Origin of the sequence: Streptomyces sp. NPDC002054 (assembly GCF_040296685.1) — a bacterium.
Classification (GTDB): Bacteria; Actinomycetota; Actinomycetes; order Streptomycetales; family Streptomycetaceae; genus Streptomyces.
Genome location: NZ_JBEOXT010000001.1, coordinates 292020 through 307548, shown reverse-complemented (window position 1 = coordinate 307548; position 15529 = coordinate 292020). Strand labels below are relative to the sequence as shown.

Sequence of the window (15529 nt, the reverse complement as noted above, 5' to 3'; positions counted from 1 at the left end):
TCCTTAGCGTGAGGGGGTGCGCAGGACGAGGGCCGAGTTGGAGCCCATCAGGCCGCGGCTGAGGACCAGCGCGGTGCGGGGGTTTGACGTCAGGGCCTGGCCGGTGACCAGGTTGAGGTCGTGGCAGACGTCGAAGACGTTCGGGGTGGGCGGCACCAGGCCGTGTTCCAGCGCCAGTGCGGCGGCGGCCACGTCGAGGGCGGCGCTGCCGCAGTAGGCGCGGCCGGTGCCCGTCTTGGGGGCGGTCACCGGTACGGAGCGGCCGTGCGTGGCGCCGAGGGCGTCGGCCAGGGCCAGGGCCTCGGCCCGGTCGGCTTCGAGGACACCGAGGGCGTCCGCGAAGACCACGTCGATCTCCTCGGGAGCGCAGCCGGCCTGCCGCAGGGCGCCGCCGATGGCCCGGGCCAGGCCTTCCCGGGAGGCCTTCCACTGTCCGGCGCCGGTGAAGGTGGCGGCGTGGCCGGCGATTTCGGCGCGGATCGGGGCGCCGCGGGCGGTGGCCCGTTCGAGGTCCTCGACGATGAGGACGGCGCCGCCCTCGGCGGGGGCGAACCCGCAGGCGGAGGCGGTGAAGGGCCGGTAGGCCCGGGTCGGGTCCGGATGGGTGCTGAGCTCGGGATAGCCGAGCTGGCAGACCATCGAGTAGGGGGCGAGGGGGGCCTCGGCCGCGCCGACCAGTACAGTGCCGGTGCCGCGCCGGATCGTGCGGGCCGCCTGGGCGAAGGCGTCGAGCCCGCCGGCCTCGTCGCTGGCCACCACCTGGCAGGGGCCGCGGAAGCCGCCCCGGATGGAGATCTGGCCGCTGGTGGCGGCGTAGAACCAGGCGATGGACTGGTAGGGGCCGACGTACTTGGGCCCCTGGCCCCACAGTTGCTGGAGTTCCCGCTGGCCGAATTCGCCGCCGCCGGAACCCGCCGCGGTGATCACCCCGACCGAGTAGGAGTCGTCCTCGTAGTCCGCCGTGCCGAGCAGGGCCTGTTCCAGGGCCATGTCGGCGGCGGCCAGCGAGAAGTGGGTGAACCGGTCGGTCTGGACCAGGTAGCGCTCCTCGACCAGCCCGTGCGGGTCAAAGTCCCGTACCTCGCCCGCGATCCGCAGCGGCAGGTGCTCGCAGCCCTTGCGGGTGATCCGGTCGAGCACGCTGGTGCCCGCCTGGGTGGCCTTCCAGAAGGCTCCGGCGCCGACCCCGTTGGGGGCGACCACACCGATTCCCGTGATCACCGCGGTGCGGTCGCGGTCGCGGTGCGCCGGTTCGTCTGCGCTCATACCGTCCTCACCTTCGTCCGGGCGGTTTCGGGCGGCCGTGACATGACGACCGCGGACTGGAATCCGCCGAAGCCGCTGCCCACCGAGAGCACGGTGCGCAGCTTCCGCTCGCGGGCGGTGCGCGGGACGTAGTCCAGGTCGCACTCCGCGTCGGGGTTCTCGTAGTTGGCGGTCGGCGGCACCACCTGGTGGAGCAGGGCGAGGACGCAGGCCACCAGTTCGATCGCGCCGATGGCGCCCAGGGAGTGGCCCACCATCGACTTGATGGAGCTCATCGGGGTCCGGTACGCGTGCTCGCGCAGGACCCGTTTGACGGCGGCGGTCTCGTGCCGGTCGTTCTGCTTGGTGCCGGAGCCGTGCGCGTTGACGTAGTCCACCTCGGTGGGGTCGAGGCGGGCGTGGTCGAGGGCGACGGAGATGGCGCGGGCCATCTCCAGCCCCTCGGTGGTGAGTCCGGTCATGTGGTGGGCGTTGCCGAAGGTGGCGTAGCCGCCGATCTCGCAGAGCACGGTGGCGCCGCGGGCCCGGGCGTGCTCCAGCTCCTCCAGGACCAGGACGGCGGCGCCCTCGCCGAGGACGAAGCCGTCGCGGCGGGCGTCGAAGGGGCGGGAGGCGTGGGCCGGGTCCTCGTTGTTCGCCGAGGTCGCCTTGATGGCGTCGAAGCAGGCCACGGTGATCGGGGAGATGGGCGAGTCGGAGGCGCCCGCCACACAGACGTCCATCAGGCCTTCCTCGATGGCGTGGCAGGCGTAGCCGATGGCGTCCAGGCCGGAGGTGCAGCCCGTGGAGACGGTCTGTACGGGGCCGCGGGCGCCCACGTCCTCGGCGACGGTGGCGGCCAGCGTGGCCGGGGTGAAGGCCCGGTGCAGGTGCGGGCCGGCGGGGTGGTGGTCCACGTCCCACCAGGCGCCCTTGCCGCTGACGGCGGTGTAGTCGTGCTCCAGCCGGGTGGTACCGCCGACCGCGGTACCCAGGGAGACACCGGTGCGCCACGTGTCGGCCTCGGCGAGGTCCAGTCCGCTGTGCCGGACCGCCTCCCGGGCCGCGACCAGGGCGAACTGGATGTACCGGTCGCAGCGCGCGGCGGTCTCCTCGTCGATGCCGTGGTCCGCGGCCTCGAAGTCCACTTCGGCGGCGATCCGGGAGCGGAACCCGGTCGGGTCGAAGAGGGTGATGCCGCGCGTTGCCGTCCGGCCGTGGGACAGCAGGTCCCAGAAGGCCGGGGCGCCGATGCCGCCGGGGGCGACCACGCCGATGCCGGTGACGGCCACCCGGCGGGTCACGAAAGCGCCTCGGACGGGGCCGGGCTGGGGGCCGGTCCGTGGTGCGGTGCCGGATGTCCCTTGCCCGCCGGGTTGGTCTCGGTGTCGACGTGGCCCAGCTCGGGGCGGGGGGCCAGCGGGCCGAGGTGGAAGACCATGCGGACCTCGTCGGAGCCGGTGTTGCGGAACCGGTGGCGGACGTTGACGGGGACGAGGAGGCCCTGGTCGGGCCGCATTTCATGGGTGACGCCGTCCAGGTCCACCTGGACCGTGCCGGCCACCACGTAGACGAACTCCTCCGAGTACGGGTGGTAGTGCTCGGCGATCCACTCGCCCGGCTGGATGAGGGCCAGGCCCATGAATCCGCTGGTCGAGCCGGCCGAGGTCGGGGTGAGTACGGCGCGCACATCACCGCCCCGCCTGCGGTTGGGCTGAGTCTCGCTGAGGTCCACGATGCGTGGGGCGTGCGTGGTCATGGCTGCGTTCCTCCTGGCGGGGGCGGGCTGGGACGGGATCGGAAGGGGGCGGCCGGCGGGGGGCCGGCCGTGGGGGGCGGCGGACGGGGTGGGCCGGCCGGTGGGGGCCGCCGGTGTGGGCCGGCCGGTCAGGCGTCGGGGGCGGCCAGCCGGTCGGTGATCAGGCGCATCCCGGTGCGGGCGAGCAGCTGCGCGGGCTGTGCGGCGGCGGCCGGAGGCTCGTACGCCGTGCTGTCGAGCAGCCGGTCGAGGACGGCGGCCTTGCGGTCGCCCTGGAGGGCGAGGGCCGCGGCCGGGTCGGCGTCCAGCGGTCCGTCGACCTCGATCAGCCGGACCACGATGTCGTCGCGCTGGAAGACGGTGCTGCTGAGCACCGGGCTCTTGGGGATGTCGGCGGCGTCCTCGGCCTGCTGGGCGAGGAAGCGGGCGAGGGCGGTGCCCTGGCCCGGCTTCGCCCGGTAGTAGAGGGCGTGCCGGTCGACGGCGCCGGCGGCGGCCCGGTCGTGGGCGGCCACGTGGTGGACGGCGGGCAGGGCCGCACGGGTGAAGAACACCCGGGCGGAGTCGGGGTCGTCGAGGTCCCGGTCCACTTCCAGGTACGGGTTGATGGCCTCTTCGACGGCCCGGACCTCGGGCTGCCGGGCCACGTACCGCAGCGCCTTGGTGAGGTCGCCCTTGACCTCGACGGTGCGCACGACCCGGTTGCCGTGCATGAAGAGGGTGGTGCGGCACAGCCGGGTGGTGTCGTCGACGCGGGCGGCGGGTGCGGTGTAGTCGGCGAGGATCTTCGCGACCTGCTCCACGCTGTCGGGGCGGACCGTGAAGGTCAGCGCGTGGCGCACCAGGTCGTCGCCGAGCCGCGGGGCGTGCTGCACCGAGCCGCCGGTCACCCTCTCGCCGGTCTCCCGCAGCACGTTGAAGCGCATCGAGGAGGTGGTGCGGATGCAGGCGCTCAGCGGCCGGATCTGCTCGATGTGCGCCTCGCTGTTGACCCAGTCGAGGAACTGCGGGGCGCTCGCCCACTCGCTGGTGATGAGCCATTGGGAGGGATTCTCGAACGACTGGCACAGCTGGTCGTTGAGGTGGCCCGGGGTCGCGGCAACATGGTGGCGGATCTGTTCGTAGGCGTCCAGGAACCGCTTCTGGGTGCCGTCGTGCAGGTCGACCAGCATCACGACGCGCAGCCGGGATCCGTCGAAGGCCGACTGCGACACGCGTTCCGGCAGGCTGATCGTCATTTCGTACGCTCCCTTGCGACGGTGGCCGCGCGGCACGCGCAGGCCTGGTGTCCTTCCTGAGTCAGATCGTTGCCGCAGCCTGCACAGAACGCGACACATGCAGATCAAGCGGGTGAACGCGGGCGCACTTCGGCCGGTCAGCGGGCATAGAAGCTGGGTCACCCCCCGCGGGAAGGAGCCGAGCAGGCCATGGAAGAGAAGTTCGACGTAGACGTGCCCGTGCTGGTCGTGGGCGGCTCCCTGGTGGGGCTTGCCACTTCGCTGTTCCTGAGCCGGCACGGCATCAGACATCTGCTGGTCGAGAAGCACGCGGGGGTCTCCCCTCACCCGCGTGGCCGTGGCATCAACGCCCGGACGATGGAGCTGTTCCGGGTGGCCGGCGCGGAGCCGGACATCCGCAGCGCCGCGGCCGTGCTGGAGGAGAACAAGGGCCTGATCCAGGCCACCTCGCTGACCGGCGGCGATCACCGGTGGCTGGTGGAGAACACCGACCCGGGCGGCGCGCTGGCCAAGTTCAGCCCGACCCGGTGGTGCCTGTGCAGCCAGAACAACATCGAGCCGGTGCTGGCCTCGCTGAGCCGGGCGGCGGGCGCCGACGTGCGGTTCTCCACCGAGCTGATCTCCTTCGACCAGGACCCCGAGGGCGTCAGCGCCGTGGTGAAGGACCGCGACGGCGGGCAGCACATCCGGGTCCGCGCGCAGTACCTGATCGCGGCGGACGGGCCGCGCAGCCCGGTGCGGGAGCAGCTGGGCATCCCGCAGTCCGGGAACGGCGACCTGTTCCACAACGTGAGCATCACCTTCCGGTCGCGCCGGCTGCCCGAGCTGCTGGGCGATCTGCGGTTCATCGTCTGCTACTTGATCAAGCCGGGCGCGGACGGTGCGCTGCTGCCCGTGGACAACGACCAGAACTGGGTCTTCCACGCCCCGTGGCACCCCGAGACGGGCGAGACCATGGAGGACTTCACCGACGAGCGGTGCGTGTCGCACATCCGCCGGGCCATCGGGGTGCCCGACCTGGACGTGGAGATCGGCGGGAAGGCGGCCTGGCATGCCGCCGAACGGGTGGCGGAGCGGTACTCGGTGGGCCGGGTGTTCCTGGCGGGCGATGCCGTGCACGAGATGTCGCCGACGGGGGCGTTCGGGTCCAACACCGGCATCCAGGACGCGCACAACCTCGCCTGGAAGCTGGCCGCGGTGCTGGCGGGCGAGGCCGGGCCGGAGCTGCTGGAGACGTACGGCGAGGAGCGGCGGCCGGTGGCGCTGGCCACCAGCGAGCGGGCCTCGGCCCGGTCCGTGGAGCACGACCACCCCGGCTACTCGCCGCTGCCGGGGGCGCCCGGGGTGCCCGGCGGGCCGAGCGGCAAGGCCGGGAGGGACAGCCGGATGCTGCCGACGGCGATGGCGTACTGCTACCCGCAGGGTGCGGTCATCGGCGGGGATCCGGCGCGGGAGATCATCCCGGCCGGGATGAAGCTGGACGGTGAGCCCGGCTCGCGGGCCCCGCACCTGTGGCTGCAGGGGCCGGCCGGGCGGATGTCCAGCCTCGACCTGTACGAGCGGTCGTTCGTGCTGCTCAGCAGCCCGGGTACGCCGTGGCAGGCGGCGGCCGGGCGGGTGGCCGGGCAGCTGTCGGTACGGCTGGCCGGGCACACGATGGGCGGCGGCGACGCCGCGGACGCGGAACTCCGTACGGAGGAGGGCGTGGACTGGGCGGCGGCGCATGGGGTGCGGGCGGAGGGGGCGGTGCTGGTGCGGCCGGACGGGTTCGTGGCGTGGCGCTCGGAGGGCCCGGCAAAGGACCCGGCGGCGGTCCTGACGCAGGCGCTGACCCGGCTGCTGCACCGCACCTGACCCAACGCCACGCCATGGCCCCGGCGGGCGCTCCGCCGGGGCCGGCGCTCCGGCGGGTGGGGGCGGTGCGGTGGTGCCGCTGCGCGGAGCCTTCCCCCACCCTCCCCCTCGCTTCGCTGGGGGGACCCCCACCCCTTCCCGAAACCGGGGCTCCGCCCCGGACCCCTGACGGGGGCTGTGCCCCGGGGCCGGGCTAGGCGCAGGCCCAGCAGCCTGCCCAGCAGGCCTGGTGTAGGCCGCTCGACCGGCGCACGATGCGGCGGGCGGGGGGGTCGGGGGCGATGGCGGCTTCGGCTGCCAGGGCTCGGCCGGCGGCGCAGGCTGTCAGGACGGCGGCTATCGCGGCCAGTTCCTCCGGTTCGGCGTGGCCGCGCTCTATCCGGAGCAGGGTGGTGACGGGCGGGTTGTTCGGCATTGGCTCGGCTCCTCGTACGGAGTGCCGATCAGGCCCTGCCCGACCGGCAAGACTCCCCCCAAGACGCCGGGCGCGTACGCCGGGGCGCGTAGGACGACGCTACGCGCGGCCCCTCGGCGTGTCGTGCGGGAACAGCCCGCGAGGACGCGTCCGTTCGTGTCACCGCCCTGTCCCCGACCGGGTGTGGCCGCTCGGCCGTCCGGTGGGCCCCTTCGGCCGGTCGGGTGACGTGACATACCTGGGCGGCGCAGGTCAGGTGGTCGGCCGGTTTTCAGCATCCTGTCGGTTATGAACTCTCAAGTGGTGGAGCAGGAGGCCGCGGCCGCGCAGAAGCTGCCCGCGGCACAGAACTGGCAGGCGTTGTACCGGCACTTCCGTCCGCACCGCTGGACCGTGGCGCTGGGCGCGCTCTTCTCGCTGATGGGCGCGGCCAGCGGGCTGGCGCAGCCGCTGGCCGCGAAGGCGCTGGTGGACCGGCTGGGCGACGGTAACTCCGTGGCCGGCGTACTGGTGCTGCTGACGGCGCTGGTGGTGCTGGGCACGCTCATCGAGGCGATCGGCTCTTACGTACTGGAGCGGACCGCCGAGTCCGTCGTCCTGGCGGCGCGGCGCACGCTGGTGGGCCGGCTGCTGCGGCTGCGGATCCCGGAGGTGGAGCGCACCCAGCCGGGTGACCTGATGTCGCGGGTGACCTCCGACACCACCCTGCTGCGCGAGGTGACGACCAAGTCGGTGGTCTCCGCGGTGACCGGCAGCCTCACCTTCCTGGCGACGGTGGCGCTGATGGCGGCCATGGACGTGGTGCTGCTCGGTGTCACCCTCGGTGTGATCGTGCTGGTCGGCGGGGCCACCGGCATGGTGTACCCGAAGATCGCGAAGGCCTCGGCGCGCGCCCAGGAGGCGGTCGGCGAGATCTCGACGGTGCTGGAGCGGGCCTTCGGCGCCTACCGGACCATCAAGGCGTCCGGCGCGGAGGCCCGGGAGACGGCCCGGGTGGAAGCCGCGGCGGAGGACGCCTGGCGGCACGGTGTCACCTCGGCGAAGTGGCAGGCGGTGGCCGGTCCTTCGATCGGTCTGTCGGTGCAGGTGTCCTTCCTGGCCGTCCTGGGCATCGGTGGGGCCCGGGTCGCCTCGGGGGAGATATCCGTCTCCACCCTGGTCGCCTTCCTGCTGTTCCTCTTCTACCTGATCGACCCCATCTCCAAGCTCGCGGACGCGGCCTCGCAGTACCAGGTGGGCTCGGCGGCGCTGGCGCGGATCGTCGAGGCCGAGGCGCTGGAGACGGAGCCGACCGGCGGCGAGGCGGCCCCGGTGCAGCCCGCGGCGGGAGTGCGCACCCCGGCCTCGGTCACGTTCGAGAACGTCCGCTTCGGGTACGGGCCGGAACTGCCCCTCGTCCACCACGGGGTGAGCTTCGAGGTCCCGGGGGCCGGTATGACGGCCTTCGTCGGTCCGTCGGGTGCGGGCAAGACCACCGTGTTCGGCCTGATCGAGCGGTTCTACGAGGCGACCGGCGGCCGGGTGCTGCTCGACGGCCGGGACGTGCGGGACTGGCCGCTGACCGAACTCCGGGCGGCCATCGGCTATGTCGAGCAGGACGCCCCGGTGCTGGCCGGAACCCTGCGGGAGAACCTGCTGATGGGTTCTCCGCATGCCACCGACGAGGACATCGCCGAGGTGCTGGTCCGGGCCCGGCTGGACGGTCTGGTGAAGAAGCTGCCGGACGGTCTGGACAGCATGGTCGGACACCGCGGGTCGACGCTGTCGGGCGGTGAGCGGCAGCGGGTGGCGATCGCCCGGGCCCTGCTGCGCCGGCCGCGGCTGCTGCTGCTCGACGAGGCGACCTCCCAGCTGGACGCGGTCAACGAGCTGGCGCTGCGCGATGTGGTGGCCGAGGCGGCCCGGGACACCACGGTGCTGGTGGTGGCGCACCGGCTGTCGACGGTGACCCTGGCGGACCGGATCGTGGTCATGGAGGCGGGCCGGGTGCGGGCCACCGGCACGCACGAGGAGCTGGTGGCGGGCGACCCGCTGTACGGGGAGCTGGCCGCGACCCAGTTCCTGGCCGCGGCCGAGCTCACGCACTAGTCCACTGGTCGGACCGCAGACGGGCGGGACCGGGATCAGGCACTGCTCCATGATCTCGGTCTTGGTCGTCTTGTCGACGGGACAGGTCCAGGAGTTCGCGGGCGCGGCCGGTTACTCCGGGCCGGTTGCGGCCTGGCCGGCGCGGCGGGCGGTCAGCAGCAGGTACTCCCAGTCCATGCCGCCGTCGCGGAGGTTCCGGTCGGCGAGCGCGGCGAGTTCCGCATCCAGATCGGCGACCTGCTCGGGCCGGTCGGCGATGTGCTGGTACACCGCGACGGTGGGCCCGTAACAGGCCTTGAAGAACTCGCGGAACTCCTCGGGCCGCGCAAAGCGGTCCACCCGGAGCATCCGGGTGCGGGCCTCCACATCGGTGACCCGGTCGCCCAGCAGCTCGCGTACATGGGCTTCGGTGCCCCAGAGGGGCGGCGGCTGCACGCCGGGCGGGGGCGGGGGCATGAAGGGCTTCATGGTGGCGAACATCTGGCCGACGAACCCCTGCGGGGTCCAGTTGATCAGGCCGATGGTGCCGCCGGGGCGGCAGACCCGGACGAGTTCGTCGGCGGCGGCCTGGTGGTGCGGGGCGAACATCACCCCGAGGCAGGACATCACGATGTCGAAAACCCCGTCACCGAAGGGCAGCGCCTCGGCGTCGGCCTCCCGCCATTCGAGGTCGACCCCCGCCTCGCCGGCCAGTCGGCGGCCGGTCTCCATCAGTTCGGGGGTGAGGTCGGAGGCCACCACATGGGCGCCGGCCTGCGCCGCCGGGATGGAGGCGTTGCCCGATCCGGCGGCGATGTCGAGCACCCGCTGGCCGCCCTTCACCCCGCAGGCCCGGACCAGTACGGTGCCCAGTTCGGGGATGAGGCGGGAGGCCAAGGCCGGATAGTCGCCCAGCGCCCACATGGTGCGGTGCTTGTCTTTCAGGGCTCGGTCGGCTTCGACCGCGTCGCTCGGGTCGGTCATGTTCCCGAGCATGCCTCACCGGTCGGGGGCCCGCACGGCGGCAGGCCGGACCGGGTGGTGAGGCGGCCGGCGCCCGCCGACGGGGTGGCGGTGAGGAGGGCCGGGGGGCGGTGGCCGGCGGCGGCGAAGGCGGCGGTGACGGCGGCGGCCACCGCCTCGGCGCGGTCGGCCGGGGTGAGGGCGATGACGGAGCCGCCGAAGCCGCCGCCCGTCATCCGGGCGCCCAGGGCTCCGGCGGCGACGGCGGTGTCGACGGCGAGGTCGGTTTCGGGGCAGCTGACCCGGTAGTCGTCGCGGAGGGAGGCGTGGCCCGCGGTGAGCAGGGGGCCGAGGGCGGCCGGGTCGCCGGCGGTCAGCCGCGCGACGGCCTCGGTGACCCGGGCGTTCTCGGTGACCACGTGACGCACCAGCGGGGCCAGCGAGGCGGGCAGGGCGGCGAGGGCGGCGGGCAGGTCCTCGGCCGCGAGGTCGCGGAGGGCGGGCAGGCCGAGCAGGGCCGCCGCGCGTTCGCAGCCCGCCCGCAGGCCCGCGTACGCTCCGTCGGCCAGGTCGTGCTGGACGCGGGTGTCGACGACCAGCAGCCGCAGGCCGTGGCCGGCCAGGTCGAAGGGCACCCGGTGGTGGCCCAGGGTGCGGCTGTCGAGGAACAGGGCGGCGCCCTCGGTGCAGCAGAGGGAGGCCATCTGGTCCATGATCCCGCAGGGCACCCCGGCGAAGGCGTTCTCCGCGCGCTGGGCGGTCCGGGCGAGTTCGGGCCGGGTCAGGCCCAGCCCGTACAGCTCGTCGAAGGCCACGGCGACGGCGCATTCCAGGGCGGCCGAGGAGGACAGCCCGGCCCCGGTGGGGACGCTGCTGTCGACGTGCAGGTCGGCGCCGCCGCCGACCGGATGGCCGGCCTCCGCGAGCGCCCAGACCACCCCGGCCGGGTAGCGGGCCCAGCCGTCGACCGTGCCGGGGGCGAGTTTTGCCACCTCCAGTTCGGTGACCTGTCCGTCGAACTGGGCGCTGTGCAGGCGCAGTCGGCCGTCCGTGCGCCGGCGGGCGGCCAGCCGGGTGGCCTGCGGCAGGGCCATGGGCAGCGCGAACCCGTCGTTGTAGTCGGTGTGTTCGCCGATCAGGTTGACCCGGCCGGGCGCCGACCAGACGCCGTCCGGGTGGGCTCCGTACACGTGGTGGAAGGCGGCGGCCGTGGTGTCGGCTGCCGTGCCGTCGGCCAGGGTCATACGGACTCCCGCAGGTGCCGGGCGGCCGTCTCGGGCGCCACGTCGTTGATGAAGGCTTCCATGCCGGATTCGGTGCCGGCCAGGTACTTGAGCTTCTCCGCGGTCCGCCGGACGGTGAACAGCTCCAGGTGCAGGGCGAGTTCGGTGCCCCCGGGGGCGGTGGCGGGCGCCTGGTGCCAGGCGGAGATGTACGGGGTGGGTTCCGGGCTGCCGAAGAGCCGGTCGAAGCGGCGCAGCAGGTCCAGGTAGAGGCCGGGGAACTCGGCCCGTTCGGCCTCGGTGAGGCAGGTGAGGTCGGGGACCCGGCGGTGCGGGTAGAGGTGCACCTCGTAGGGCCAGCGGGCGGCGTACGGGACGAAGGCCGTCCAGTGCTCGCCGGCCGTGACCACCCGGGCGGTGGCGGCGCGGGCCTCGGCGAGCAGGTCCTCGAAGAGGTTGCGGCCGGTGGCGGCGCGGTGGGCGGTGGCGGCGGCGGTCATCTTCGCGGTGCGCGGCGGAGGGGTGGTGAAGGCGTAGATCTGGCCGTGCGGGTGGGCGAGGGTCACCCCGATCTCGGCGCCCCGGTTCTCGAAGCAGTACACCTGCTCGATTCCGGGGAGGGCGGACAGCTGCGCGGTGCGGTCGGTCCAGGCGTCCAGGACCAGGCGGGCCCGGGCCGGGGTGAGGTCGGCGAAGCCCGCATCGTGCTCGGGGGTGAAGCAGACCACCTCGCAGCGGCCCGCCGGGCCGGCCAGGGAGGGGAAGCGGTTCTCGAAGACCGCGACCTCGTAGTCGGCGGCGGGGATCTCGCCGAGCCGGCCGTCCCGCGAGGGGCACAGGGGGCACTGGTCGGCGGGCGGGTGGTAGGTGCGGGCCTGACGGTGGGCGGCGATGGTGATCCAGTCGCCGGTGGCCGGGTCGCGGCGGAGTTCGGGGCGGCTTTCGACCCGGTCCAGCGGCCGGAGGTCGGGGATGTGGTCCCGTACGGCGGGGCTGTCCGCGGCGTCGTAGTAGATCAGTTCACGACCGTCGGCAAGTTTCGTGACGCTCTTCTTCACGCCCCAAGACTAAACAAGATTCCGCAAGAATCAACAGTTGCTGCGTGCTATCTTGTCGAGGTGCAACTGGCTCAGCAGAGACGTGCGTTCATCCTGGAAGCGGTACGGCGCGACGGCGCGGTCCGGGTCGCCGACCTCGTCGACCGGCTGGGCGTGTCCGATATGACGATCCGCCGCGACCTCGACGCGCTCGCCGCCCGCGGGGTGGTGGAGAAGGTGTACGGCGGCGCGGTCGCCGTCTCGGGGGCACGCGGCGAGGAACCCGGGTTTGAATCCAAGTCAGGCCGGGAGGAAGCCGCCAAGGCGGCCATCGCCGGCGTGGCCGCCGGGCTGGTCGAACCGGGCAGCGTGGTCGCGGTCTCGGCCGGCACCACCGCCCATGCCGTCGCCGCCCGGCTGCTGGAGGTGCCGCGCCTCACCCTGGTCACCAACTCGCTGCCGGTGGCGGAGCTGGTCCGGGCGGCCGGCCGGGAACGCGGCGAGGCCCAGGCCCCCACACTGCTGCTCACCGGCGGCTCCCCCACCCCGTCGGCCGCGCTCGTCGGCCCGCTCGCCGACCTGGTGATCTCCTCGCTCCATGTGGACCTGCTGGTCCTGGGCGCACACGGGGTCTGTGAGCGGGCCGGGCTGACCACCCCCAACCTGGCGGAGGCCCAGACCAACCGGGCGCTGGTCGCAGCCGCCCGGCGGGTCGCCGTGGTCGCCGATCACAGCAAATGGGGGGTGGTCGGGCTGAGCGGCTTCGCCCCGCTGGACCGGGTCGACCACTTCGTCACGGACGCCGGCATGCCGGAGCCGGCCCGCGAGATCCTGGCCGGGGCCGTCGGCGAGCTGCTGGTGGCCGAAACCGCTTAGGCCCTGTCCGGGGGCGGGCCGGTGGTGGAGCGGATGACCAGCTCGGGGTCGAACAGCAGCTCGCCCGTGGGTACGTCCCGGTTGCCGACCAGCGCCAGCACGCTGCGTCCGACCTCCAGGGCCAGCCGGTCGGCCGGCTGCCGGACCGTGGTCAGCGGCGGGTCGGTGAACTCCGTGATGGCGGAGCCGTCGTAGCCGACCACGGAGACGTCGTCCGGGACCGAACGGCCCTGGCGGCGGATCCCGCGGATCGCGCCCAGCGCCATGTAGTCGCTGGCGGCGACGATCCCGGTGGCGCCGAGCGCCAGCAGCGGCGCCACCGCCGCCTGCCCGCCCTCTACCGTGTACGACTGCCGGATCACCCGGCTTTCGGCGTCCTCGAGGCCCCGCTTCGCCATGGCGTCGAGGAACCCCCGCACCCGACGGTCGGCCGGCTGGTTGCCGGCCGGGCCGGAGGCCATGCCGATGCGCCGGTGGCCCAGCCGGTAGAGGTGGTCTACCGCCAGCTCGGCGGCCAGCATGTCGTCGGTGGAGAACACCGGCACCGGCACGCCGTCCGCGAACTCCCCGTTGATCCCGACGTACGGAACCCGGCGCTGGCGCAGCAGTTCGTAGGTGTCGGTGTCCGAGCCCTCGACCGTGTTCGAGGCGGACAGGAAGACCACGGCCGCGATGCCCTTGTCGACCAGCGCGGAGATGAACTCGCGCTCCTGGACCCCGCCCGGGAAGGCCGGGCAGAGGACACTCTTCAGGCCGTGCGGCGCGAGCGCCGACTCGATGCGTTCGGCGACGTCGGCGAAGAACGGGTTGGACACGAACTCGGTGACCACCGCCACCAGTTGGCCCTGGGTCTGGCGCTCGTAGCCGAGCTCGGCCATGGCCTGCTCGACGGCGTCCCGGGTCTTCTTGGACACCCCCTGCCGGCGGTTGATGACCCGGCTGACGGTCGCCTCGCTGACCTGCGCGCGGGCTGCGACGTCGGTGATGCCGACCTTCATCGCGGTCCTTCCGTGATCGTGAGCGAAGCCAGACCGCCGCGGGGCACGGTCAGGGAGTGGGGCCCCTCCGGCAGGAGCAGCAGCGTGTCCTCGATGATACGGCCGTCCGGTCCGTGGATCACTCCCGCGACCCGGGCCCCGCCACCGCGGACCTCCAGCATCAGCCGGTCCCGGTCGGAGCCGTTGACCAGCTGGATCGTCCGGTGGCGGGCCGGTTCCACCGGGACCACCAGGTCCCCGTGGACGCTCAGCAGACAGCGGTCCCCGGCCGTCACCCGCACCAGCGGGTACAGGGTGTCGGGCCGGCCGGGCTCGACCTCGCCGTCGAGCAGCAGCTCGTGGTGGAGCTGCCACTGCCGGAGCCAGAACGCGACGGTGGCGCGGTGCGCCTCGGGGATCCGGTCCAGCCGTACGGAGATCTGCGGAACCGCGTGCAGGGCGCCGATCAGCTGCCGGGCCACCGCTTCCACGGGCGCGTCCGCGGACCACAGCAGCATGTCGGAATGGACGGCTCCGCCGACCGCGAGCAGGGCGGTGTCCAGGATGCGGACCCGGTTGGCGGAGGCGTCGGCCGGGCAGTCGAAGGAGCGCAGCATATTGCCGAAGGGGGCCATGCCGGGGCCGGTGTAGGGCTGGCGCAGCTCCAGCAGCACGCCGGGGCGTACGGCTTCCAGCGCGGCCCGGAGTTCGGTCAGCAGCAGGACCATGGCCCGGCCGATGTCCCCCGCGCCCTCGCTGCCTTCACCGCCTTCGGCTTCGGACGCGTACACCATCGCATGGTCGAGGAAGTCGAGCTTCAGTCCGTCGAGTCCGTGCTCGCGGACCAGGCCGGTGCACAGCTCCACCACGTGCCGGCGGACCTCGGGCCGGCGCGGGTCGAGGACGTACGCTCCGGGCACCATGGCGGCAGCCGGTGCGTACGCCGCCCAGCGCGCGTAGGCGTCGGCCGCCGGGCCGATCAGCAGCGGGGCGACCCAGGCCAGGTAGTGCAGGCCCTGGGCCCGGACCCGGGCCACATGGGCGGTGAAATCGGGGAACTTGGCGGGGTCGGGGGTCCAGTCGCCGCAGCCCGCGTAGCCGCGGCCGTGGCCGCCCCGCTGCCAGCCGTCGTCGAGGATCAGCGCCCGGCAGCCGAGTCCGGCGGCCAGGGCCGCCTGGGTCTCCACCTCCGCGGCGCTGACGTCCTGGTTGAAGGCGTACCAGGTGGAGTAGACGGGGGCCCGGGCCGCCTCCGGCACCGGCGCGGGGGAGATCTCGCGGGCGAACCAGCTGCGCAGCGCCCGCAGCGCGGTGGCCACCGAGGGGGCGCGGGGGACGAGCAGCAGCCGGTGGGGAGCGTCGGAGGCGGGCAGCCGGAGGTGGACGACATGGGTGTCCTCCTCCTCGGAGACACCGAACCGGAGGGTGGCCTCCGGGACCGGGTCGGCCGCCGCGAAGGTCAGCAGGGTGGCCCCGGAGTGGTCGTACAGGCAGCCGGCGGCGTGCCCGTCGACCAGCGAGACCCGGGCCCGGCCCTCCCAGTCGGCGAGCAGGGTGCGCCGCCAGCCGCCCTGGGGGTGCCAGTAGCCGGCGGCGTCGCCGAGCGGGACGGACAGCCGGATCTCCACGGCGGCGCCGTCGGCCCGGACCTCCAGCATCCGCAGGCCGTCGGGGAGTTCGGTCAGGGTCCAGGCCGGGGTGGTGGTGCTCGGGGCGGTGCGCGGGGTGTGTGCCAGGACGGCCAGTTCGACCCGGTCGAGCAGCGGCTCGTACGGGACGGGGGGCAGCCAGGCCGTGGTCACCGGCTCCGCGTCGGCGAGGCCCGGCACGACGGGCGGGACGGGCGGGGTCGGCTGGATGTACGGGGTCTGCACG

General features: G+C 73.7%; 13 protein-coding genes. 3 read left to right on the top strand and 10 right to left on the bottom strand.

What is annotated here, in order from left to right; genetic code table 11:
* Positions 1–3: 3 nt before the first annotated feature.
* The 4 genes from ABT123_RS01360 to ABT123_RS01345 form a co-directional block, all read right to left on the bottom strand.
* A complete protein-coding gene (locus tag ABT123_RS01360) occupies positions 4–1266 on the bottom strand; it encodes a beta-ketoacyl synthase N-terminal-like domain-containing protein (protein ID WP_351307957.1) in 1263 nt (420 codons plus the stop codon).
* Entirely contained in the window at positions 1263–2549 is a 1287-nt protein-coding gene (locus ABT123_RS01355) for a beta-ketoacyl-[acyl-carrier-protein] synthase family protein (RefSeq protein ID WP_351307955.1), read from the bottom strand. The genes ABT123_RS01360 and ABT123_RS01355 overlap by 4 nt, the downstream gene beginning before the upstream one ends.
* The gene (locus tag ABT123_RS01350) at positions 2546–3004 is read right to left on the bottom strand and encodes a cupin domain-containing protein (RefSeq protein ID WP_351307953.1); all 459 of its coding nucleotides are present in this window, start codon (positions 3002–3004) and stop codon (positions 2546–2548) included. Before ABT123_RS01350 ends, ABT123_RS01355 begins: the two co-directional genes overlap by 4 nt.
* Positions 3005–3132: 128 nt before the next feature.
* Positions 3133–4242 (bottom strand): SchA/CurD-like domain-containing protein, encoded by a 1110-nt coding sequence (locus ABT123_RS01345; RefSeq protein WP_351307950.1) that lies wholly within the window; start codon positions 4240–4242, stop codon positions 3133–3135.
* Positions 4243–4431: 189 nt separating this feature from the next.
* Between ABT123_RS01345 and ABT123_RS01340 the strand changes: the two genes are divergently transcribed.
* A complete protein-coding gene (locus ABT123_RS01340) occupies positions 4432–6096 on the top strand; it encodes an FAD-dependent oxidoreductase (protein WP_351307947.1) in 1665 nt (554 codons plus the stop codon).
* A 193-nt stretch (positions 6097–6289) separates the two neighbouring features.
* Here the strand turns inward: ABT123_RS01340 and ABT123_RS01335 are convergent, their stop codons facing one another.
* Positions 6290–6511, bottom strand: a complete 222-nt coding sequence (locus tag ABT123_RS01335; protein ID WP_351307944.1) for an acyl-CoA carboxylase epsilon subunit — start codon at positions 6509–6511, stop codon at positions 6290–6292.
* 288 nt (positions 6512–6799) lie between these two features.
* On the opposite strand from ABT123_RS01335, the gene ABT123_RS01330 reads away from it, so the two are divergent.
* Positions 6800–8599, top strand: coding sequence for an ABC transporter ATP-binding protein (locus ABT123_RS01330; protein WP_351307941.1), 1800 nt, complete (start codon positions 6800–6802; stop codon positions 8597–8599).
* A gap of 111 nt (positions 8600–8710) precedes the next feature.
* Here ABT123_RS01330 and ABT123_RS01325 read toward each other — a convergent pair whose 3' ends face one another.
* Genes ABT123_RS01325 through galT form a run of 3 tightly spaced genes read right to left on the bottom strand, consistent with a single transcriptional unit; the run spans position 8711 to position 11822 of the window.
* On the bottom strand, positions 8711–9562 hold the full coding sequence (locus tag ABT123_RS01325) for a class I SAM-dependent methyltransferase (RefSeq protein ID WP_351307938.1): 852 nt from the start codon (positions 9560–9562) through the stop codon (positions 8711–8713).
* Positions 9559–10785: a galactokinase gene (gene galK / locus ABT123_RS01320; RefSeq protein ID WP_351307936.1), complete on the bottom strand. Its 1227-nt coding sequence runs from the start codon at positions 10783–10785 to the stop codon at positions 9559–9561. The genes ABT123_RS01325 and galK overlap by 4 nt, the downstream gene beginning before the upstream one ends.
* Positions 10782–11822, bottom strand: a complete 1041-nt coding sequence (gene galT / locus ABT123_RS01315) for a galactose-1-phosphate uridylyltransferase (protein WP_351307933.1) — start codon at positions 11820–11822, stop codon at positions 10782–10784. Before galT ends, galK begins: the two co-directional genes overlap by 4 nt.
* A gap of 60 nt (positions 11823–11882) precedes the next feature.
* Between galT and ABT123_RS01310 the strand changes: the two genes are divergently transcribed.
* Positions 11883–12677 (top strand): DeoR/GlpR family DNA-binding transcription regulator, encoded by a 795-nt coding sequence (locus ABT123_RS01310; protein WP_351307930.1) that lies wholly within the window; start codon positions 11883–11885, stop codon positions 12675–12677.
* Here the strand turns inward: ABT123_RS01310 and ABT123_RS01305 are convergent.
* Together ABT123_RS01305 and ABT123_RS01300 are read right to left on the bottom strand one after the other, a co-directional pair.
* Positions 12674–13675: a LacI family DNA-binding transcriptional regulator gene (locus tag ABT123_RS01305; protein ID WP_351307927.1), complete on the bottom strand. Its 1002-nt coding sequence runs from the start codon at positions 13673–13675 to the stop codon at positions 12674–12676. The genes ABT123_RS01310 and ABT123_RS01305 overlap by 4 nt on opposite strands.
* Positions 13672–15528, bottom strand: coding sequence for a glycoside hydrolase family 36 protein (locus ABT123_RS01300; protein WP_351307924.1), 1857 nt, complete (start codon positions 15526–15528; stop codon positions 13672–13674). Before ABT123_RS01300 ends, ABT123_RS01305 begins: the two co-directional genes overlap by 4 nt.
* Position 15529 lies beyond the last annotated feature (1 nt).

What these genes read in the sequence shown, in the direction of transcription:
- ABT123_RS01340 (WP_351307947.1), top strand. Translation starts at nt 4,432, where the DNA reads ATGGAAGAGAAGTTCGACGTAGACGTGCCCGTGCTGGTCGTGGGCGGC.
- ABT123_RS01350 (WP_351307953.1), bottom strand. Translation starts at nt 3,004, where the DNA reads ATGACCACGCACGCCCCACGCATCGTGGACCTCAGCGAGACTCAGCCC.
- ABT123_RS01345 (WP_351307950.1), bottom strand. Translation starts at nt 4,242, where the DNA reads ATGACGATCAGCCTGCCGGAACGCGTGTCGCAGTCGGCCTTCGACGGA.
- ABT123_RS01335 (WP_351307944.1), bottom strand. Translation starts at nt 6,511, where the DNA reads ATGCCGAACAACCCGCCCGTCACCACCCTGCTCCGGATAGAGCGCGGC.
- ABT123_RS01360 (WP_351307957.1), bottom strand. Translation starts at nt 1,266, where the DNA reads ATGAGCGCAGACGAACCGGCGCACCGCGACCGCGACCGCACCGCGGTG.
- galK (WP_351307936.1), bottom strand. Translation starts at nt 10,785, where the DNA reads ATGACCCTGGCCGACGGCACGGCAGCCGACACCACGGCCGCCGCCTTC.
- ABT123_RS01305 (WP_351307927.1), bottom strand. Translation starts at nt 13,675, where the DNA reads ATGAAGGTCGGCATCACCGACGTCGCAGCCCGCGCGCAGGTCAGCGAG.
- ABT123_RS01330 (WP_351307941.1), top strand. Translation starts at nt 6,800, where the DNA reads ATGAACTCTCAAGTGGTGGAGCAGGAGGCCGCGGCCGCGCAGAAGCTG.
- ABT123_RS01325 (WP_351307938.1), bottom strand. Translation starts at nt 9,562, where the DNA reads ATGACCGACCCGAGCGACGCGGTCGAAGCCGACCGAGCCCTGAAAGAC.